Annotated in this window: 19 protein-coding genes and 1 other RNA gene; 14 read left to right on the top strand and 6 right to left on the bottom strand. The window is 38.9% G+C overall.

What is annotated here, in order from left to right:
• Position 1 precedes the first annotated feature (1 nt).
• Positions 2 to 571 carry a UPF0149 family protein gene (locus tag Q4489_RS07200; RefSeq protein WP_303478466.1) on the bottom strand — a complete coding sequence of 190 codons (570 nt, stop codon included), beginning with the start codon at positions 569 to 571 and terminating at the stop codon, positions 2 to 4.
• Between the two features lie 284 nt (positions 572 to 855).
• On the opposite strand from Q4489_RS07200, the gene Q4489_RS07195 reads away from it, so the two are divergent.
• The 5 genes from Q4489_RS07195 (at position 856) to metK (ending at position 4,816) form a co-directional block, all read left to right on the top strand.
• On the top strand, positions 856 to 1,164 hold the full coding sequence (locus Q4489_RS07195) for a cell division protein ZapA (protein WP_303478465.1): 309 nt from the start codon (positions 856 to 858) through the stop codon (positions 1,162 to 1,164).
• Positions 1,165 to 1,185: 21 nt separating this feature from the next.
• Positions 1,186 to 2,343, top strand: coding sequence for a hypothetical protein (locus Q4489_RS07190; RefSeq protein ID WP_303478464.1), 1,158 nt, complete (start codon positions 1,186 to 1,188; stop codon positions 2,341 to 2,343).
• Between the two features lie 104 nt (positions 2,344 to 2,447).
• Positions 2,448 to 2,629, top strand: a non-coding RNA gene (gene ssrS / locus Q4489_RS07185) — 6S RNA.
• Positions 2,630 to 2,709: 80 nt separating this feature from the next.
• Entirely contained in the window at positions 2,710 to 3,510 is an 801-nt protein-coding gene (gene murI / locus Q4489_RS07180; protein WP_303478463.1) for a glutamate racemase, read from the top strand.
• A gap of 118 nt (positions 3,511 to 3,628) precedes the next feature.
• Positions 3,629 to 4,816, top strand: a complete 1,188-nt coding sequence (metK, locus tag Q4489_RS07175; RefSeq protein WP_303478462.1) for a methionine adenosyltransferase — start codon at positions 3,629 to 3,631, stop codon at positions 4,814 to 4,816.
• Between the two features lie 69 nt (positions 4,817 to 4,885).
• Here the strand turns inward: metK and Q4489_RS07170 are convergent, their stop codons facing one another.
• A complete protein-coding gene (locus tag Q4489_RS07170; protein ID WP_303478461.1) occupies positions 4,886 to 5,866 on the bottom strand; it encodes a rhodanese-related sulfurtransferase in 981 nt (326 codons plus the stop codon).
• Positions 5,867 to 6,196: 330 nt separating this feature from the next.
• Here Q4489_RS07170 and rsmE point away from each other — a divergent pair, with 330 nt between their 5' ends.
• Genes rsmE through Q4489_RS07145 form a run of 5 tightly spaced genes read left to right on the top strand, consistent with a single transcriptional unit; the run spans position 6,197 to position 9,566 of the window.
• The gene (rsmE, locus tag Q4489_RS07165) at positions 6,197 to 6,943 is read left to right on the top strand and encodes a 16S rRNA (uracil(1498)-N(3))-methyltransferase (protein WP_303478460.1); all 747 of its coding nucleotides are present in this window, start codon (positions 6,197 to 6,199) and stop codon (positions 6,941 to 6,943) included.
• Positions 6,944 to 6,960: 17 nt separating this feature from the next.
• The gene (gshB, locus tag Q4489_RS07160; protein WP_303478459.1) at positions 6,961 to 7,914 is read left to right on the top strand and encodes a glutathione synthase; all 954 of its coding nucleotides are present in this window, start codon (positions 6,961 to 6,963) and stop codon (positions 7,912 to 7,914) included.
• Positions 7,915 to 7,930: 16 nt separating this feature from the next.
• Positions 7,931 to 8,488 (top strand): YqgE/AlgH family protein, encoded by a 558-nt coding sequence (locus Q4489_RS07155; RefSeq protein ID WP_303478457.1) that lies wholly within the window; start codon positions 7,931 to 7,933, stop codon positions 8,486 to 8,488.
• On the top strand, positions 8,488 to 8,922 hold the full coding sequence (ruvX, locus tag Q4489_RS07150) for a Holliday junction resolvase RuvX (RefSeq protein WP_303478456.1): 435 nt from the start codon (positions 8,488 to 8,490) through the stop codon (positions 8,920 to 8,922). The genes Q4489_RS07155 and ruvX overlap by 1 nt, the downstream gene beginning before the upstream one ends.
• Positions 8,923 to 8,924: 2 nt before the next feature.
• Positions 8,925 to 9,566: an NAD(P)H-binding protein gene (locus tag Q4489_RS07145; RefSeq protein ID WP_303478455.1), complete on the top strand. Its 642-nt coding sequence runs from the start codon at positions 8,925 to 8,927 to the stop codon at positions 9,564 to 9,566.
• 60 nt (positions 9,567 to 9,626) lie between these two features.
• Here the strand turns inward: Q4489_RS07145 and Q4489_RS07140 are convergent, their stop codons facing one another.
• Positions 9,627 to 10,754, bottom strand: a complete 1,128-nt coding sequence (locus Q4489_RS07140; RefSeq protein ID WP_175573100.1) for a PilT/PilU family type 4a pilus ATPase — start codon at positions 10,752 to 10,754, stop codon at positions 9,627 to 9,629.
• A gap of 9 nt (positions 10,755 to 10,763) precedes the next feature.
• On the bottom strand, positions 10,764 to 11,807 hold the full coding sequence (locus tag Q4489_RS07135) for a type IV pilus twitching motility protein PilT (protein WP_074498387.1): 1,044 nt from the start codon (positions 11,805 to 11,807) through the stop codon (positions 10,764 to 10,766).
• A gap of 67 nt (positions 11,808 to 11,874) precedes the next feature.
• Here Q4489_RS07135 and Q4489_RS07130 point away from each other — a divergent pair, with 67 nt between their 5' ends.
• From Q4489_RS07130 to Q4489_RS07115, 4 genes are all read left to right on the top strand, one after another.
• Positions 11,875 to 12,549, top strand: coding sequence for a YggS family pyridoxal phosphate-dependent enzyme (locus Q4489_RS07130; protein ID WP_303478454.1), 675 nt, complete (start codon positions 11,875 to 11,877; stop codon positions 12,547 to 12,549).
• A 38-nt stretch (positions 12,550 to 12,587) separates the two neighbouring features.
• On the top strand, positions 12,588 to 13,403 hold the full coding sequence (gene proC / locus Q4489_RS07125) for a pyrroline-5-carboxylate reductase (protein WP_303478453.1): 816 nt from the start codon (positions 12,588 to 12,590) through the stop codon (positions 13,401 to 13,403).
• Between the two features lie 95 nt (positions 13,404 to 13,498).
• Positions 13,499 to 14,047 carry a YggT family protein gene (locus tag Q4489_RS07120; protein WP_303478451.1) on the top strand — a complete coding sequence of 183 codons (549 nt, stop codon included), beginning with the start codon at positions 13,499 to 13,501 and terminating at the stop codon, positions 14,045 to 14,047.
• 74 nt (positions 14,048 to 14,121) lie between these two features.
• Positions 14,122 to 14,574, top strand: a complete 453-nt coding sequence (locus tag Q4489_RS07115; RefSeq protein WP_303478450.1) for a DUF4426 domain-containing protein — start codon at positions 14,122 to 14,124, stop codon at positions 14,572 to 14,574.
• A gap of 94 nt (positions 14,575 to 14,668) precedes the next feature.
• Here Q4489_RS07115 and Q4489_RS07110 read toward each other — a convergent pair whose 3' ends face one another.
• Positions 14,669 to 17,569 (bottom strand): TonB-dependent siderophore receptor, encoded by a 2,901-nt coding sequence (locus Q4489_RS07110; RefSeq protein WP_303478449.1) that lies wholly within the window; start codon positions 17,567 to 17,569, stop codon positions 14,669 to 14,671.
• Between the two features lie 353 nt (positions 17,570 to 17,922).
• The gene (locus Q4489_RS07105) at positions 17,923 to 20,463 is read right to left on the bottom strand and encodes a TonB-dependent siderophore receptor (RefSeq protein WP_303478547.1); all 2,541 of its coding nucleotides are present in this window, start codon (positions 20,461 to 20,463) and stop codon (positions 17,923 to 17,925) included.
• Positions 20,464 to 20,616: the final 153 nt, after the last annotated feature.

Here is a 20,616-nt window from a genome sequence, read left to right as displayed (position 1 = left end):
ATTAATGTACAGTTTCTGAGGTATCTTTAGGTTCCGGTGGTGTACCTAATTCAGTAAAACATAATAGAGCAGAAATTCGAACGTATTCTGATATTTCAAAATACGCTTGCTCTGTAGCTTCATCTTCATCTATTTCGTCTGATAAATTAGCAATTTCAGCAAAATCATTGAGTACTTCTTTCACATCGTCAGATAACACTGCGTTACTTTTTTGCTGTAACCCAAAGCCCAAATTAAACCCTTGCACCCATGCACTTAATGCAAAACCACGTTCGCGCATTGAATCGTCATCGTCGGGCAACATGGGGGTGAACCCGTAAGTATCATCAAGCAAACTTTGCCATACATTACTAAAAATAAGTTTTAATGTAATGCGAACAGCACCAGATAACGACTCGCCATTGTTATACATATCTTCGATTAATGTCGTGTAATCGTTACTTTCAAAAGAATAACCACCACAAATAAGGCCCGTTAACATTCCATGCAATTCAGAGGCATGTAGTTCTGCACTTTCAGCAGTAATAGTGGCTTGCGTACTTGCAAAGTCCAAAGAGTTATTGAGTGACATATAAAAATTTCCAAAACTAATTGCTTAATATCGTAACATTGCCGTGGCTTGTAAGCTAGCATGGGCATGCCTTTGTACGATGTTTTTTTCATGAATAAAGCTTACATTTAGCACTAAAATTGCTGTTCTTAATGCAACGCTATATTGGAATAATAGAAAGACAAGATAACTGCTTGCATCTGTGATCGCCGACCGTTATAGTTTGCAATCACGTTGTAGTTTAAATTGTTTATTAAACAATCAACTAGCTAATTTTACTGACAATAATTAATAGAAGTGCCTCGATGAGTCAACATAACGTCACCATTGAAGTGGCAGGACGCCGCTTAAAGATTGCTTGCCCGCAAGGTCAAGAGTCTGCGTTGTTGCAGGCAGCAAATGAATTAAATAGTCGGTTAGAAACTGATAAAAGCAACGTTAAGGTTATTAAAACGGCTGAACAAGCCATGTTAATGGCATCGTTAAACTTAGCAAACGATTATTTAGAGCAGCAACAAGCCTTTAAAGCTGAAAAACAGCAACTTGAAAGTAAAATAGACCTATTACAACAAACTATTGAACAAGCCGTTCATCGACAAGAAAAACAAGCCTAACCAACACACGGTGCAATGGATATGCATAAACGAAAAGCGCTAATCTTGCTGTTTGTTATCGTTGTCGGACTATTTGTTGTTTATTTTAGCTCGATTACATCCTCAATAACATCAATACCCGACTCGCCAGCTACGGCAAAGAGCGAAATACCGAAAGGTAACACGTCGAACCTAACGTCAGATAAAGTTGAAGATATACCTCTGCGCGCTCACTCTCCCGTTCAAATAGCATCTATTCAAGGTAGTGATGCGTTACCGGATGATTATATAAAAGAATGTAGCAACGAATCCATTAAAAAAAAGCAAAAGAAATTAGACAAAAAATTAAATACCTACCTTAAGGTTATTGAGCAAAGTGATATTCATGACGATCAGCTGAGTTATCTGTTGTTAAATAAAAGCAAAAGAAATATAAAAAGAGTGGAGCGCCTTAAAAAACTATTTAATATTATGCCAACCTCTCCTACCATTATAAAAAATATTCTAGCAGAGTGCCTGCGTAATTCAGACGACTCATTGTGTAATAACGCTATTTATGAAAAAGCTGAAACTATAGGAGGAAAATACGCGTCTGTTTTAATGCAGCTAGCCGCATTAAGGTATCAGCAAGAAGATTTCAGTAAAAGCAAACAGCTTTTAAGAAAAGCGATTAACCGCACAACGTATAATGAACCACCCTATGAATTTAAAACGCTGATCGATAATAACCTATTGTTACACGGCAGTTTTACCGATTTAGAGCGATTATTGCTAACAGCGTTCCAAAACCCCTCATCGAGTATTTACCCAATAATTGAACTCTGCGAAAATGCCATCACTGACGATAAAGAGTATGTAGATTTATGCTTGTCAGCAGGTAAATTAGTAGAAAAAACTGCTGATACGCATATAAATAATATATTAGGCATAGCGCTACAAATTAACGTATATAAAAAAATATCAGAACAAAATGGAGTAACGAAGTTACAAAAGGAATTTAAAGAACAGAATGCGTTTTTTCAAAATCAAGAGTTTATCAAAGCAACAATGCTCGCGTTTCATGATGAAGATTTGTTACGTGATTGGCTTTTCATGATGGAGCAAGGTACAGAGAAACTAGCGGCGGAAGCGCTAATTAAAGACGCCAAATTACTGTCTAAAAACCCTGATTACGACCCTTGTTCAATTGAACAAGAATAGAAATTGCTTAACTGATAAGCAGTTAGCTTACTCACTAACCAATTAAACCAATTCGCTTCGAAAAAACTTAAAGCTATCGGCTATTTTCGCTATACTAAGGCTTAAGTCTTCTGGGGTGTTAGTGTGCGAACTATGTCCCTGAGCCGATAAGTTTTACCTAAGGGAGTTAAGTAGTATCTATTGTGCAAGCCCAACGCGTATTGGGAAGCCTACGGATATTGCACGATTCCCGCCCTGAACACACGGTGTTCAGGACTAATGTTGGCCACTGCATTCTGGAAGCTTTATTCTTAATACTGTTATTCTTTACATTTCACGAAAAAATCCCTATAACAGCACTGTTAGCCATTGTTTTAAGTGTTCAAATTGCAAACTCAATCAAATAACTCTCCTATTGGTATATTCGACTCTGGCATCGGTGGCTTATCGATTGCTAAATGCATTACTGAACAGTTACCACGCGAAAATTTGATTTACGTGGCTGATTCAAAATTTGCTCCTTATGGTGAGCAGCCGCTTGATAAGATTATTGAACGCGTTAATACCATTGCACAGTGGTTTATCGAACAACACTGTAAAGCCATAGTTGTTGCATGTAACACCGCAACAGTCAATGCTATTGATCAACTACGAGCAAAAGTGTCCATCCCCATTATTGGTGTTGAACCTGCCATTAAGCCAGCAGCCGCATTAAGTAAGAATAAAAAAGTTGGCGTGCTGGTAACCAGTGCTACGGCTGAAAATCCACGCTTTTTATCATTGATTAATCAGCACAAAAATGGCGCTAGCATTTTTGTTCAACCCTGTCCTGGTTTGGTCAACATGATAGAAACAGGTCAACAAGATAGTCACGAGTGTTTTGCGTTATTAACACAATTTCTATCGCCATTATTAGCTAATAATATTGATCAACTCGTTCTCGGCTGTACACATTACCCTTTTGTCAGTAAACAAATTAAACACATTGTAGGTAACAACGTTCATCTTCTAGAAACAGCACAACCGGTAACAGAGCAACTATCAAGACAGTTAAAGAAAAATAAAATAGTAAATTTATCAAATGGTTGTGGTAAATCCTTATTTTATAGCAATCATCATAATACAAATCATGACCAACTTTTATCGACACTTTGGTCCACACAATTACGCTTTACTTCATTTATATAACTAAAGAATTTAAGCCATTTAGACGTCTAGGCGTAAAAAAGTAGAAAATAATTTTTACTGAGGTTACAATGCGCCTATAAGTTGACTGATTGTCCATTAATTGAATTGTTGAGGGTTTATGTCTAGACATTATTTTACATCTGAATCTGTTTCAGAAGGTCATCCTGATAAAATTGCTGACCAAATTTCAGACGCTGTATTAGATGCCATTATTGCCAAAGATAAGCATGCACGCGTTGCCTGTGAAACGATGGTTAAAACAGGTGTTGCGATAATTTCTGGTGAAATTTCAACCTCTGCATGGGTAGATTTAGAAGACCTTACACGTAAAGTTATCTGCGATATTGGCTATACCTCATCTGATGTTGGTTTTGATGGTGAAACATGTGGCATTATGAACCTTATAGGTCAACAATCAACTGAAATTGCCCAAGGTGTTGATCGTGTAAAACCAGAAGATCAAGGTGCTGGTGATCAAGGTCTCATGTTTGGTTATGCAACAAATGAAACCGAAACATTAATGCCTGCACCTCTTTATTATTCGCACCGATTAGTTGAACGACAAGCTGAGCTTAGAAAGTCTGGCGTATTACCATGGTTACGTCCTGATGCTAAATCACAAGTTACCTTTGTGTATGAAAACGATAAACCCGTTGCAATTGATGCTGTCGTCTTATCTACTCAGCATAACCCAGAAATTTCGCAGGAAGACCTACACGAAGCAGTGATGGAAAACATCATTAAAGCGGTTTTACCTGCTGAATGGTTAACAGAGGAAACAAAGTATTTTATTAATCCAACGGGCCGTTTCGTTATTGGTGGTCCTGTAGGTGATTGTGGCTTAACTGGTCGTAAAATTATTGTTGATACCTATGGCGGCATGGCGCGCCATGGTGGCGGTGCATTCTCTGGTAAAGATCCATCAAAGGTTGATCGCAGTGCCGCATACGCTGGTCGTTATGTAGCTAAGAACATTGTAGCTGCAGGCTTGGCAGATCGTTGTGAAATTCAAGTGTCTTACGCCATTGGGGTGGCAGAGCCAACGTCAATTTCTATTGATACTTTTGGTACCGGTAAAGTTGCTGAACAAACATTAATTAAACTTGTTCGTGAACATTTTGATTTACGCCCTTACGGCATTACCAAAATGTTAGACCTGTTACACCCAATGTATCAACAAACAGCCGCATACGGTCACTTTGGCCGAGAACCTTATGAAATGACGGTTGATGGTGAAACGTTTACTGCTTTTACTTGGGAAAAAACAGATAAAGCCCAAGCACTAAAAGCCGCCGCAGGTATATAACCTAAAAATAATAAAAGGGGTCAGGTACAATTATTTATCTTAATAATTGTACCTGACCCCTTTTATGTTTTACTTACTTTGGGCTTGTGCCTTTTTAGCCGCTAGTTTTTCTTTTCGACGTTGCTCTATTACGTCTTTTATCTCACCGCCAATATGAGTTTCGCCTCGCGCTTTCGCTAAATTAATTTGTTTTTCTCGCTCAGCAAATCGCTCACGCTGATCAGCGGTATATTTATCAATGCATTTCGGGCAACTTACACCTTTTACATAGTGCTCACTTTGCTTTTCTTCTTCAGTGATAGGGTAACGACAAGCAAAACATTGGTCATATTGACCTTGTTCTAAACCGTGAGTAACCGCAACTCGTCCATCAAAAACAAAACAGTCACCTTGCCATTTAGACTCTTGCTCTGGTACTTCTTCTAGGTATTTTAAAATACCACCTTCAAGATGATACACGTCATCAAACCCTTGCTCTTTAAGGTAAGCCGTAGACTTTTCACAACGAATACCGCCAGTACAAAACATAGCAACTTTCTTATGTTTGGTTTTATCTAAATGCTTTTCAACATAATCGGGGAATTCACGGAAGGTTTCTGTATTTGGGTTAATTGCATTTTCAAAAGTACCTATTTCAACTTCGTAGTCGTTACGTGTATCAATTAGTAATACTTCTGGATCAGATATTAAAGCATTCCATTCATCAGGCTTAACATACGTACCTACGGTAAGTGTCGGATCTATGCCTTCTACCCCCATCGTAACAATTTCTTTTTTCAGTTTTACCTTAGAACGTTGAAAAGGGTTTTCATCTGCATATGAAAATTTATGATCAACGCAACCAAGGCGATCATCTTTTGCTAAGAAATCTAATACAGCGTCTATGCCTGTTTGCGGGCCAGCTACCGTTCCATTAATCCCTTCATTAGCAAGTAATAATGTACCTTTTACATTATGTTCTTGCATCACAGTTAATAGCGGTTGTTTGATCAATTCGAAATCGTTGAGGCGCACAAATTTGTATAATGCGCAAACAGTAATATTTTGCATGTATTTTCTACCTATTTAAGTTTGACCAGAACGCAAATCTGGCACTAATTTGGCGATAAATTGCTTAACGTTTATACGGCATCGCAATTAACGGCGCGCATTCTAACAAATAATATTAGAAATAGCATGTATCGTGAGAAGCAATATTAGCCGACTTATTAACTTCACTTTGTTAGGGTCTGTTGATCTTTCGCGTTTAGTTCAAACAAAATTTAATCTCGAAAGATCAACAGACCCTAGCCATAATAACGAATTAATTTATTGAACTTATTGAAATAGATCAACTTAACCCCTATCTTGGCTGTATTGAGTAAATGATCGATAGACGACATGCGCAATCCGAGAATATTCGAAAATCAACCTTTATCAACAGGCGAAGCCGTTACCCTATCTGATGACGCATTTGGCCATGCGATCAGAGTATTACGACTAACTAGCGGTGATGCTATCACCCTATTTAACGGACAATTGATTAATAACAGTTATGGCGAATTCCAAGCCGTTTTAACTGACGTAGGTAAAAAGTCGGCCAATGCGATGATTGGCGAATTTACTGAGGTAGACAATGAATCACCGTTAAATATTCATCTAGGACAAGGTATTTCTCGCGGTGAGCGTATGGACTTTACGTTGCAAAAGTCAGTTGAGCTTGGCGTAAATACAATTACTCCACTATTTACTGACCGTTGTGGCGTTAAATTAAAAGGTGAACGGTTACAAAAAAAATGTGACCAGTGGCAGAAAATTGTTATCAGTGCCTGTGAACAAAGTGGACGATGCACAATACCAATAGTGAAACCGGCAATCTCTCTTGAACAATGGCTTATGCAATCTACTTCTGCACTAAAACTAAATTTACACCCGAAAGCTGAACAGTCTATTATGGCGTTACCCTTATCGCATAATCGTATTAGATTACTGATAGGACCCGAAGGTGGCTTAAGTGATGAAGAAATTGCACAATCAAAAAAACATGAATTTAATGACGTGTTACTCGGTCCTAGAGTATTAAGAACAGAAACCGCAGCGTTAACCGCAATTACTGCACTGCAATGTCGCCTTGGCGATATTAAATAATTAAACAGGAATACATCATGGCTATTAAACTAGGTGTCGTTATGGACCCTATTTCTCAAGTAAAAGTACATAAAGATTCATCAATGGCAATGATGTTTGAAGCGCAAGCTAGAGGGTATGAACTTTTTTATATTGAAATGAATGATCTTTACATGCTGCAAGGTGAAAGCCGTGCCTTTGCCCGTAAAGTTACTGTCTATGATAATGCCGATCACTGGTATGACTTAGCAGAATCACAAGATATTGCTTTAACAGAGCTAGATGCGGTTATCATGCGTAAAGATCCCCCTTTTGATACCGAATATATTTACGCAACTTACATGCTTGAACGTGCAGAGCAATGCGGTACGTTAATTATTAATAAGCCACAAAGCTTGCGTGATTGTAATGAAAAATTATTTACTGCGTGGTTTCCTGAATTAACCGCCAAAACCTTAGTAACACGAAATAGTCAGCAAATTCGTGACTTTCATCAACAAGAAAAAGACGTGATTATCAAACCCCTCGACGGTATGGGTGGCTCTTCAATCTTTCGCATGAAAGAACACGAGGCAAATGTTGGTGTGATCATTGAAACGCTGACAAACCACGGTGAGCAATATACTATGGTGCAAGAATACATGCCGGAAATTAAAGACGGTGATAAACGTATTCTAATTGTTAATGGCGAGCCAATGCCTTATTGCCTTGCACGCATTCCTGCAAAAGGTGAAACTCGTGGCAATTTAGCCGCTGGCGGTACGGGTGAAGCAAGGCCATTATCAGCGAGTGATAAGCTGATCGCAGAAACAATTGCACCAGAACTTAAAAAACGTGGTCTATACTTTGTAGGATTAGACGTTATTGGTGACAAAGTCACTGAAATAAATGTTACCAGCCCAACTTGTATTCGTGAAATTGAAGCCGCATATCCTATTAATATCAGTGGTAAATTAATGGATGCTATTGAATCATTAATTGAACAGCGTTAAATAAGAAGGTAGGCCAGTGGACAGTTTAGAAAATCATTTATTAATTGCTATGCCAAGCTTAGATGATCCGTATTTTAACAAAACGGTGACTTACATATGCGAACATAATGATGACGGTGCAATGGGTATTATTATCAATTTACCCATTAATATCACGTTAAATGAATTGCTGGCCCAAATTGAAGAAGACGGCGATGAAAAGCTACCCGAGCTTGCGCAACAAGTGTTAACCGGCGGGCCAGTATCTCGTGATAGAGGTTTTGTGTTACACAGTCCGCAATCGGGCTGGAGTAGCTCGTTAGCATTAAGTGATGACGTAATGATCACTACCTCAAAAGATATATTACAAGCACTTGGCAGTGATGATGCTCCTGATAAATTTATGGTAACACTCGGTTATGCTGGTTGGGGGCCAGGTCAACTAGAGCAAGAAATAAAAGCGAATTCTTGGTTAATAACACCAGCTGATAGCCAAATATTATTTGATACTCCCATTGAACAACGTTGGCAAAAAGCGACCGAAAAACTAGGTATTGATATCGCGCACTTATCTAGCGATATAGGACACGCATAGTGACCAAAAGCACACATAAAACAATACTTGGCTTTGATTTTGGTAAAAAATATATTGGTGTTGCCGTTGGTCAAGCAATTACCGGCACTGCCTCGCCATTAGGCTCTGTGAAAGCCAAAGATGGCATTCCCAACCAACAACAGCTTAAAAGCTATTTCGATGAGTGGCAGCCAGATTTAATTGTGGTAGGTTTACCGCTTAATATGGATGGAACCCCTCAACAGGTTACTTTTGATGCAAAAAAATTTGGCAACCGTTTAGCGCATGATTACAAAACACCCATTGAGTTTGTTGATGAACGGTTAACAACTGCTGATGCTAAACAACACTTATTTGAGCACGGTGGTTATCGAAATTTATCAAAAGACAATATTGATGCCGAATCTGCCCGTTTAATTGTTGAAAGCTACTTTGAAAGTACTTACGGCGAATAACCATGAAAACAGCAATTGTTATTGGCGCAACAGGCTTAATTGGTCAACACTTGCTTACTCAATTATTAGCTGATTCTACATATAGCAAAATAATCGCATTTACACGCAAGCCTATAAAATCTAAAAGTAAAAAACTCGTTAATCATGTCATCGATTTTAATCAGCTAGGCAACTATCAAAACGACTTTATTGGTGATGTACTTTTCTCTTGTTTAGGCACCACCAAAAAACAAGCAGGTTCAATAGAAAAGCAGCGAATGGTTGATGTTGACTACCAATACCAAGCAGCAAAAATGGCTGCAGAAAATGGCGTAGCACACTATGTATTAGTCTCTTCAAGTGGTGCAAATAAAAACGCCAACAGCGCTTACTTCAAAATGAAAGGTGAGCTAGAGGATAAAGTTAAACCGTTAAGTTTTCAGCGGATGAGTATTTTACAACCTTCATTATTGCTCGGTGAACGGGATCATTTTAGGCTAGGCGAAGTGCTTAGCAGTTACCTATTACCCATCATCTGCAAGCTGCCATTTTTAAAACGTTATCGCCCTATTGAAGGCGCTCAAGTGGCGAAAAAAATGCTAAACGTTAGTAAAGAACAAAAAGAGCCGTTTGAAATATTCACCTTAGATGAACTATTCAAATAGAAAGTAAGGCGCTGTTAAATATCTAGCTTATCAACGCCAATCTTGAAGAAATTGGTTCACTTAATCTTTTGGATCTAAACCGTCTATTGTTACCCCCGACAAAGAACCGCTACCACCTTGATCATTACTACGCAGTTTAATCATTAAGCGTAAATCATTTGGTGAATCCGCATGATGAATAGCATCCGCGTAATTAATCAAGCCACGCTGATATAAATTAAACAATGCTTGGTCAAAGGTTTGCATGCCTTGTTCGGTAGATTTCTCCATTACTTCCTTAATATCACCTACTTCGCCTTTTTTGATTAATTCAGCAATATAGGGTGAGTTAAGTAATATTTCGATTGCAGCAACTCGGCCATTGCCATCACGAGTAGGAATTAATTGCTGAGCAATAATGCCGCGAAGATTTAACGCCAAATCAAACAGTAATTTACCGTGTTGATCCGCAGGCACTAAATGCATAATACGATCTATTGCTTGGTTTGCATTATTCGCATGAAGGGTTGCAATACATAAGTGACCTGTCTCCGCGAACGCCAACGCATGTTCCATGATTTCTTGGCTTCTGATCTCACCAATTAAAATAACATCAGGTGCTTGGCGTAAAGAGCTTTTTAATGCCGCATCAAAGCTTTCTGTATCTAAACCAACTTCTCGTTGCGTGACCATTGACTTACCATGCTCATGAACAAATTCCACCGGATCTTCAATAGTCAGTATATGGCCACGAGAGTTGCGATTTCGATAACCAATAAGCGCAGCCATTGAGGTTGATTTACCGGTACCCGTACCACCGACAAATAACACCAAACCACGTTTAGACATCACTACATCTTTGAGCACTGACGGTAAGCCTAAATCGTCAGAGTCAGGTATTTCAGTCACAATACGACGAATTACCATACCGGCCATATCACGTTGCCAAAATGCTGAAACACGAAATCGGCCTATATCATCGATTGAAATAGCAAAGTTACATTCCTTTTCTTGGTCAAATTGCTCTTTTTGCTTTTCATTCATAGCGTTATGAACAAGTTCTAACGCCGCTTCTGGACTTAACGCCGTTTCATCAATAGGCGTTAATTCACCATTGATCTTTGCGCTGACCGGCAACTTCGCAGTAACAAACATATCGGATGCATCATGCTGCACCATTTTTTCGAGGTATTGATGAAATCTCAACATGATTAACTCCTAATACCCTTGAAATTGATTTTTATCTGACGCTTTTTCCATCGCATCTTGTCTAGTGATCAAACCGCGATTTACTAAGTTTTGTAAGCATTGATCCATGGTTTGCATGCCATGCTGCATCCCCGTTTGAATAGCAGAGTACATTTGCGCCACTTTATCTTCACGAATAAGGTTACGTATCGCCGGTACGCCGATCATAATTTCATGTGAAGCGACACGACCGCCACCAACTTTCTTCACTAGCGTTTGAGAAATAACCGCACGCAACGACTCTGACAACATTGAACGCACCATTGATTTTTCTTCTGCAGGGAATACATCAATAATACGGTCAATCGTTTTAGGTGCTGAGGTGGTATGTAAAGTACCAAACACTAAATGACCCGTTTCTGCAGCGGTCATCGCTAAGCGTATGGTTTCTAAATCACGCATCTCACCAACCAAAATCACATCAGGATCTTCACGAAGTGCTGAACGCAACGCATTGTTGAAACTTAAGGTATCGCGATGCACTTCACGTTGGTTGATCAAACACATTTTGTTCTCATGAACAAATTCGATTGGATCTTCAATGGTAAGAATATGATCATGTTTCATATTGTTGATGTAATCAATCATCGCCGCTAACGTGGTTGATTTACCCGAACCGGTAGGCCCTGTCACTAATACTAGCCCCCTAGGGTTCTCTGAAATAGTACGGAAAATATCAGGACACCCTAAGTCATCCAACGATAATACTTTACTAGGGATAGTACGAAATACTGCCGCCGGCCCACGATTCTGATTAAAAGCATTAACCCTAAAACGCGCTAGATTAGGCACTTCAAAAGAAAAATCGACTTCCATATTTTCTTCGTATTCTTTTCGTTGTCGATCGTTCATAATGTCATAAACAAGAGCATTTACGTCTTTGGCTTCAAAGGCAGGTATGTTAAGTTTACGTACATCGCCATCCACGCGAATTAAAGGTGGAACACCCGTAGAAAGATGTAGATCCGAAGCATTATTTTCTACGCTAAATGCGAGTAATTCGGTAATATCCATGAAAACCTCTTTTATAGTTAACAACGGCATTTATGTGGTAACACATAGATGGCAAAAAATTTAAGTAATGAGTCATATTAAAGATAATCTTGCTCAAGTAGAACTGCAAATTGCAGATGCTTGTCAGCAAGCGAAACGACAAAGAAATGCTATTCAACTGTTGGCAGTAAGTAAAACAAAACCGGCCGCTCAGGTGCAAGCAGCTTACGATGCTGGTCAAATAGCTTTTGGTGAAAACTATTTGCAAGAAGCCGTTGAAAAAATACAGCAGCTTTCTAATCTTGAGCATATTTGTTGGCACTTTATTGGCCCTATTCAGTCAAATAAAACTCGTTTGATCGCAGAGCACTTTTCTTGGGTACAAAGTGTAGATCGCAAGAAAATTATCACACGATTAAACGAACAACGTTGCAGTCAAGATACTCCGCTCAATGTCTGTTTACAAGTAAATATTAGTGGTGAGGCTTCTAAATCTGGCATTGAAGTCAATGAGTTAGACGAGCTAGCACAATTGGTAGACTCAGCAGATAACTTAACGTTACGTGGTTTAATGGCTATTCCCGAAAAACACAACGCTGCAGAAAGTTTTGCTAAAATGTCTGCACTGTTTCAATCCCTTCAACAACGGTTTAACACCGTTGATACATTATCAATGGGTATGTCTGGCGATTTACGTGAGGCGATATCTAATGGCTCAACCATGGTCAGAATTGGCACTGCCATCTTTGGCGCTAGAGCATAACACCAATAAGAATTGGTCCAAAAAATTAGGAATTTTAAATGAGTAAAATAGCTTTTATTGGCGCGGGCAACATGAATAGCGCCATTATCACAGGCCTTATCAGCAATGGTTTTACGCCAAGCGACGTTATTGTTTCAAACCCTTCGGCTGGCAAACGTCAAAAATTAGCCAGCAATTATAATATCCTACACACCAGTGACAATATTGAAGCTGCTACCTTTGCTGACTTTATTGTTTTAGGTGTTAAACCTTACTTTATTGCTGATGTTTGCCAGCAAATAAGCTCGGCGGTCAATGTCGAAGAAAAGTGTTTTATCTCAGTTGCCGCTGGTTGCACTATGTCAACCATGGAGCAAGCATTAGGTAAGCCTTGCCCTATTATTCGTACCATGCCTAATACGCCTTCACAATTAGGCTTAGGCGTTACTGGGTTGTTTCCTTCACCACAAGTATCAAAGCAACAAAAAGAACAAGCTGATGCATTAATGAAATCTGTTGGTATCACTAAATGGCTAACAGATGAGAGCGAAATCGATAACATTATTGCCGTTTCAGGCTCTGCTCCTGCTTATTTTTTCTTGTTTATGGAAGCAATGGAAAAAGAAGCGATACGTTTGGGGTTTTCGGCACAAGAAAGCCGACAACTTATTCAACAAACGGCATTAGGTGCTGCTGAAATGGTCGTACAGAACGAAGAAGCTATTAGCACATTACGTGAAAACGTCACATCAAAAGGCGGCACAACACAAGCAGCGTTAACCACATTAATTGATGGTGGCCTAGATAAACTGGTTAGTAATGCAATGCAATCGGCAAAAGCCAGAGCCAAAGAAATGGCAGAAAGCAACGCTTAACTTAAACACAATACATATTAATTAACCTTTTAAACATTGAAATTCTTTTGGTTTGTTACCATCTTTAATGTTAATAAGGTTTTGGAGAACTATTAATGGCAGCAATTAATTACTTACTTGGCTTCTTTTTCGACGCCTTGTTAATGTTATTGGTTATTAGGGTATGGTTACAACTAGTCAGGGCTGACTTTTACAACCCGCTAAGTCAATTCGTGGTGAAAGTAACAAATCCATTGGTCATTCCATTTCGCCGTATTATTCCTAGTGTGGGTGGTATAGATATGGCAACACTTGTGATTGCATATTTAGTTGCCGTGTTAAAGTTCATTATCATACCGTTATTAAATGGTGGTCCTTTTGATTTATTAACGGCTTTGTTTATTGGCGTATTATACCTGATTAAACAAACCGGCTTTTTGCTATTCGTGCTAATGTTGGTTATGGCAGTAATGAGTTGGGTGGTGCAAGGTTACAACCCTACCCACGTAATTTTACATCAATTAACTGATCCTTTTTTAAGACCAATAAGAAAAGTGATCCCGGCAATTGGTGGTTTAGATTTATCGGTTTTAGCTGCCTTTTTACTATTAAACGTGATTAATATTGTGCTTTCTGGGGCTATCCCATATTGGGCAATGCTTTAATTATAAAACAACATTGGTTTATAAGTGGTTATGGCTATACTTAGCGCATAATCACTTATATCAAGGAGTTTACTATGCAACTTTCGCTAAAAAAATTCTTTCGTCATTTATCATTCGCTTTACCCTTTGCCTTCTTAATGTTAAATAATGCTAACGCTGAAAACATGAAGAAACTTGGCGATATGAATGTACACTACATGGCTATTAGTGCAACATTTCTAACCCCTGAAGTGGCAAAAGCTTACGGTATCGAGCGTAGTAATTACAATGGATTAATTAATATTGCCGTAATGGATAACACCATTAAAGGTAACCCAGCACAAAAAGTCAAAATAACAGGTAAAGCAGTTAACTTACTTGGGCAAGATAAAGATCTTAACTTTGAAGAAGTTGTTGAAGGCGATGCTGTTTATTACTTAGCACAGGTTATGCATCGTAATGAAGAAACGATACGTTTCAATCTAACCATAGATAACGGCAGAGAACAGCAGCAACTGTCATTTAAACATAAGTTTTACACGGATTAATGCCAACATCAGTAACAGCATGAACCACCATTTATTTTCTCAAGTACCAGTCATTGCAGCTGGTACATTGGCTGTTTGAACAGCTAACTGAAATTTAATACTTCCAACCAACATGCAAGTAATATTGGCCACCATTAAAACCTGCTGGTGAATTTACCGGATAAATCGCGCCTAAGAAGCCAGCTTTTCGACCTTCACTGTATTCTTCAGGATACACGTCAAAAATATTTTTTGCTCCGATCGCAATATTAAGGTTATCAGAAATATTATAAGAGATTTCAACGTCAGTGATCACGCTAGCGTTAACCTTTTCAAGTAGAGTAACATCGTTAAATTGTGCATTATAAAAGCTACCATAATAGTTAATACGCGCCATGGCTTTTATGTCGCCCTTTGATAAAGAATAGGTGAAAATAGCGCGAGTTTTTGGTACACCATGTTCACGTTCTTTTCGTACATTTTCGTTAGCAATTGGGCTTTTGGGGTTTGTCACTTCTAGTTGAGTATCAGTATAGTTAAAAGCAAACGACATAAGATGCTGAGCATGTTCAAATTCAAAAGGCAGGCTTGCGACCAAATCAACACCTTGCGTAATTGAGTTAAAGTCATTTGCATAATACTGAATGTTGCTGACATTTGGCTGCACTTCTGAAGCGACTAATAAAGGTGCATCAGCAGCGACTATTTTACTGGTAAAAAGTGAGATCCGATCATCAATATCTATGTAAAAGTAATCAAGTGTAATATTAATGCCACTTATCTCAGATAATAAACCGACACCAAAACTGGTGGCCTTTTCTGGTTCAAGCTCTCCGCCAGATCGAGCTGAAGCAATGGGGCTCAACGCACTAACAAGTTGGGAACGTTGCTGAACAACCACATCGTTAATAATTGAATTTGAGGTTGATATCCGCTGCAGTGTAGATTGCCCTACTGTGGGTGCTCTAAATCCATTACTGATTGTTGAACGCAATGCTATGTTATCGTCAATTTGTAACCGTGCCGACAATTTGCCATCTAAAGTATCGCCTATTTCACCAATGTCTTCATATCTCATCGCTAGCGAAACCGAAAATGCTTCGGTGATATCCCCTTCCACATCTAAATAAAAGGCATTAGAATTTCTATCATTTATTTCAGCAGTTTCAGGGGAGAAACCGGGAAAACCATTTGCACCAATCGCCTCTCCTTCACTGGTAAACGGCCCTGTTTGGTATGAAGCACGATCACCGGCAACAACTTCAAATTGCTCTAAATGATGTTGATAACCAAACGCAACATTTAATTCAGATTCAAAACCTAAATCAATAGGATAAGTGAAATCAGCATTAAGCACTGCTTCCGTTTGAATTTGTGAGCCTAATTCAAACGATGTCGGAGAAAGCTCTCCTAATGAAGCATTAACACTATTGTGTAACTGGTAGTCGATTTCATTTTTTCCGAATACCATACTCATGTCATAGGTCAATTCAACATCATTGATAACTTCTGCCCCACGAATACCTGCGGCTAAGCTCGCATCTGTTACCCTACCGCCAAATCTTGGGGTAAAACCGCCCGGAAACAACTCGTTAAACGCGAAGCAATTATTATTTTCAGCAACGGCAGCTAGTGCCTCAGCATCTCCCTCTGAACCTGGAATTGTCGGTGTTGGGCAATTGCCAGTATTGTTGCTAGTCATATCGTAAAACAAGCGAGTGCCACTTTGAGGATTCGTATAAACGTTCGCTCGAGTATTAGGGTTACGGTAAAAAAAACTACCATCAACATCACGTTGCGCCCAATTACCAAAAACATATAGTTGTTTGTAATTTTCACTTGTGCTTACATCAAAGGCCATATTAGAAAACAGTTTTATATTGCCCGTTATTTCAGGAGCTCCCCAATCTACAACAGGGTTTCGAATGTCAGCAGCATTTACACCTGTCTCAATTAGCTGTTGAACGGCAGGGTCCTGAATGCCACGTGAAGTAGCTTCACTTTCAGAAAATTCAAAAGAGAAATTGGCACTTCCCTCATCACCAATGTTCGTGCCTAATATACCCGCCAACTCAAATTTAGCGCCATCACCGGCATAATATTGGCCTGTTCGCATTTCAATTTTTTGTATCGTTGCACTATCTTCTAAACGGAAATTTATCACACCAGCAATTGCATCTGAGCCATATTGCGCCGTTGCGCCATCCCTTAATATTTCAACACTTTTAAGCGCAATACTAGGAATTGGCTCTAGATCAACGCCATGTGCACCTACATTTAATCCTGAAATGAACTCATATATCACACCGCTACGATGACGTCGCTTACCATTAACCAGCACTAACATGCTATCAGTAGGGAGACCCCTTAGGTTCGCTGGTCTAACCATAGTGCCAGCATCGCTAATCGCTTCTTGCCTCGCGTTATACGAAGGAATGATATTCGATAGCGTTGTGATAATATCATTACTACCTTTTGATGCTAATTCTTGATTAGAAATCACATCAAGTGGTGCAAGTGCTCCGCTTGGAGAGCGATTATTACGTCGAGAGCCAATGATTTGAATACGTTCTGCTTTCGTTTTTTTCGTGGTTTTATTTTGTTTAGAACGCTGAGAGGTGATGTTCGCTAAAGTATCGATTGACGATGTTTGTCTAGTGTTTGTTTTGTTATGGTCTAAAGTAGCAGACACCGCTATAACTTGTTTATCTGTGGCAACAGCATTTAGTGGCGTATTAAGCAATAATGTCGCTAACGCCTCTTTGATAGAATAACTACCTACCAATGGATTAGACATAATAACAACGGAATCACTAAAGGGATAAAGAAGCGAATATCCCGAAACTTCTGCTAGTTTGTCTAACGCTTTTGATGCTTGCATAGCAGGAATATTAAATCGGTAGCGCTCTGAAGCTTGAACGTTTTTTAAAACACCTAAACTTAATAATAAGAAAACAACAAAATTAACATACGTCAGGCGTAACCGCTTAGAATAAGGTAATCGACAACTAAACACTTAAGATTTTGCTCGCTGCCAGTTAGTGTTCACACAGAGTCGTAGTATTAAATGCATTGTTTAATTCTCATCTAATCAAACAATCAAATAAAGACGAATTTTTAAGTGAAAATGGCGAATGCAGCCCTTTATTATTATTTTTCGTAAAATCATCAAGAAACTAACTTTTCCAATATCACTATATTGGTAACCCTACATTAAACCTTGTTCAGTCATCTTAGCATCAGATTAGACGTTCGACCATAGCTATAAACATGTTGATTTTATCGGTAAGTTTTCCCTCTTCAAAAATAAAAAATCTCAGCAGTTGCTGAGATTTTTATCTAACTAAATAAAACTAATTTATTAAAAAATTAAAATTTATACGTTGCTTTTAGGTAGTAGAAGCCACCATTAAAACCAAAAGGTGATGTTTCATAATACTTACCGCCCCAGCTATTATTTGGTGAACCGGTTTGTTCTTCAAAGGCAAGTTCGCTTGGGTACACATCAAAGATATTTTGAGCACCAACACTCACACTTAAGTCTTCTGTAGCATGGTAAGTTAGTTCCACATCAACAGTCACTTCAGCATCAGCATTGATTTCAGTACCTGGTTCCTCTGGAGAACCTACCCAATCTACATGCACACCTTGGAATTCACCAAAATAGTTCACGCGGGTAAACATATTGAAATCATCCCAGTTTTGCGCCCAAGTAAATGTTGCGCGATGATTTGGTAAATCATTTTCTAAACGAGAAACTTTTCCATCGCCGGTTACTGCGGTGTATTCATCAACGGTGGTTTCGTTCCAGTTATAAGCAAGGCTAAATACTGAACTACCATCTAGTAAATCAGTTGAATAGTTCGCAATGAAATCAAGGCCCTCTGTTGTAGTATCAAAATCATTGGTAAAGAAACTTACTTGCTGAATTGAATCTACATTTGGAACACCATCAGCTTTTAACTTAGCTTTATCAGTTTCACTTAAGTTATATTTGGCTGATTGAGAAACACGATCAGTTACTTCAATGTTGTAATAATCAAGTGTGAAATGGAACTCGTCAATCGTCCAAACCGCACCAAAGGCTACACTTTGAGACTCTTCGGGTGTTAACTCGGTTGCACCTAACTGCGTAGCAACTGGGTTAGAAGGTGGTAATAACGCAGAATCAACTAATACACCGCCATCTAAGTTGGTTTGTACATTCGCATAGTTAGCCTGTCCCACCGTTGGAGCACGAAAACCTGAACTGATAGAGCCACGTAATGAAAAGTCGTCAGTAACATCAAATTGTGCCGTTACTTTATAGTTTGTGGTATCACCAAAGGTACTATAGTCTTCATAACGCAATGCATATCCCATTAAGAATCGATCTGTATATTGCGCTTCAATATCAACATATAAAGCATAGTTTTGACGAGAAAACTCACCTGCGGCAGAAGGTTTAAAACCTGGGAAGCCATTAGAACCAATACCAAAACCTTGATCGGTTAATGGTCCGGCAGTAAATGACTCTACATCGCCTGCTATCACTTCAAAGGTTTCTTGGTGATATTCATAACCACCAGCAATAATAAGCGGTGAATATAAACCGACATCAAGTTCTTTAACTAAATCTATGTTTAAGAATTTCTCAAGTTGAATATGCTGACCTGGTGAAAAGTCACGTGGTGTATCTGGGCCTAATGATGCATTCACAGTGTTATAAATAACATAACTTGATTCATTACGTCCTACCGAACCACTAATGTCGTAAGATAGCGTATCTGTAATTTCACCACGCGTTCCCATTGTGATTGCAGTATCAATGACCGTACCACCAAAATTAGGGGTAAAGCCTCCTGGTACCATTTCATTAAAAGCAAAACAATTTTGGCCGACCGGTGTATTCGGATCCGCAATTAATCCATAGTCTGCTTGGTCTAACACATTATCAGTGGTGATGTTTACCGTAGGACACTCAACACCATTATTTAAACCATCCAAATCAGCAATTAATAAGGTTTCACCGCCATCATTAGAGAAAACACCGCCTCGAAGTTGAGGATTACGGAAGTAAAAGCCACCACGCACACTTCGTTCAGAATAATTACCAAACATATATGCTTCACGACCTTTGCCTAAATCTAAACCAAAATTACCAAAAATCGTAATGTCGTCATTAATTTCTGGCGAGCCCCATATTTGAGCTAGTTCAGAAACATTTGTATTGCCTGCATCTATCATGCTTTGAGCATCTGGACGTTGTACACTACGATTTGTAGCATCAGCATTTTTATATTGGAAACTTAAGTTAGCAAAGCCATCTCGAGACAATTCCATACCGATATTACCGTTAATTTCGGTAGTATCGCCGTCGCCTTCATAATATGAACCATGTCGAACCGTTAGTGAACCACCTTCTGAATCATCTTTTAATACAAAGTTCATGACACCCGCGATAGCATCTGAACCATATTGAGCAGCAGCACCATCTCGTAAAACTTCTATTTGTTTTAATGCCGCACTTGGGATCACTGAAATATCTGGCCCTTGTGCACCATCATTAATACCACCACCAAGTAAGGCAATAACAGAAGAACGATGACGACGTTTGCCATTTACAAGTATTAACGTACTGTCTGCCGATAAGCCCCTTAAGTTAGCGGGTCTTACTAGACTTGCAGCATCTGATATTGGGTTAGTATGTACATTCAGAGAGGGAACTGTACCTTTAACGAGTTCTAACATATCGGTGTTACCCGATCTTTCTAGTTCTTCAGCGCCAATTAAATCAATTGGTACAGGAGAGTCATCAACAGAACGAGGTGCGCTACGAGTACCTACAACGGCTATACGTTCAACACTTTTTTCTTTTGCTTTTTGTGAGTTATCTTCTTCTGCAGCGACAGTAAAAGTACCTAAAGCCATACTCACAGCTAATGCAAGGGTACCGGTACGAAATTTGGTAGACATGTTATTTCCTTCCTAGTATTTATAAGTTTTATCTAGGATATGTTGAACTTTCGAGATTAAATCTTGTTCAAACTAAACGCGAAAGGCCTACAAACCCTACTTTTATCA

This window comes from Thalassotalea sp. 1_MG-2023, from assembly GCF_030546745.1.
Lineage (GTDB): Bacteria > Pseudomonadota > Gammaproteobacteria > Enterobacterales > Alteromonadaceae > Thalassotalea_C.
This window is presented reverse-complemented; position numbering and strand designations above follow the sequence as displayed.

Coding starts and splice junctions, on each gene's coding strand:
- Q4489_RS07200 (WP_303478466.1), bottom strand. CDS start 571: ATGTCACTCAATAACTCTTTGGACTTTGCAAGTACGCAAGCCACTATT.
- Q4489_RS07195 (WP_303478465.1), top strand. CDS start 856: ATGAGTCAACATAACGTCACCATTGAAGTGGCAGGACGCCGCTTAAAG.
- Q4489_RS07190 (WP_303478464.1), top strand. CDS start 1,186: ATGCATAAACGAAAAGCGCTAATCTTGCTGTTTGTTATCGTTGTCGGA.
- metK (WP_303478462.1), top strand. CDS start 3,629: ATGTCTAGACATTATTTTACATCTGAATCTGTTTCAGAAGGTCATCCT.
- Q4489_RS07170 (WP_303478461.1), bottom strand. CDS start 5,866: ATGCAAAATATTACTGTTTGCGCATTATACAAATTTGTGCGCCTCAAC.
- rsmE (WP_303478460.1), top strand. CDS start 6,197: ATGCGCAATCCGAGAATATTCGAAAATCAACCTTTATCAACAGGCGAA.
- gshB (WP_303478459.1), top strand. CDS start 6,961: ATGGCTATTAAACTAGGTGTCGTTATGGACCCTATTTCTCAAGTAAAA.
- Q4489_RS07145 (WP_303478455.1), top strand. CDS start 8,925: ATGAAAACAGCAATTGTTATTGGCGCAACAGGCTTAATTGGTCAACAC.
- Q4489_RS07140 (WP_175573100.1), bottom strand. CDS start 10,754: ATGTTGAGATTTCATCAATACCTCGAAAAAATGGTGCAGCATGATGCA.
- Q4489_RS07135 (WP_074498387.1), bottom strand. CDS start 11,807: ATGGATATTACCGAATTACTCGCATTTAGCGTAGAAAATAATGCTTCG.
- Q4489_RS07130 (WP_303478454.1), top strand. CDS start 11,875: ATGAGTCATATTAAAGATAATCTTGCTCAAGTAGAACTGCAAATTGCA.
- proC (WP_303478453.1), top strand. CDS start 12,588: ATGAGTAAAATAGCTTTTATTGGCGCGGGCAACATGAATAGCGCCATT.
- Q4489_RS07120 (WP_303478451.1), top strand. CDS start 13,499: ATGGCAGCAATTAATTACTTACTTGGCTTCTTTTTCGACGCCTTGTTA.
- Q4489_RS07115 (WP_303478450.1), top strand. CDS start 14,122: ATGCAACTTTCGCTAAAAAAATTCTTTCGTCATTTATCATTCGCTTTA.
- Q4489_RS07105 (WP_303478547.1), bottom strand. CDS start 20,463: ATGGCTTTAGGTACTTTTACTGTCGCTGCAGAAGAAGATAACTCACAA.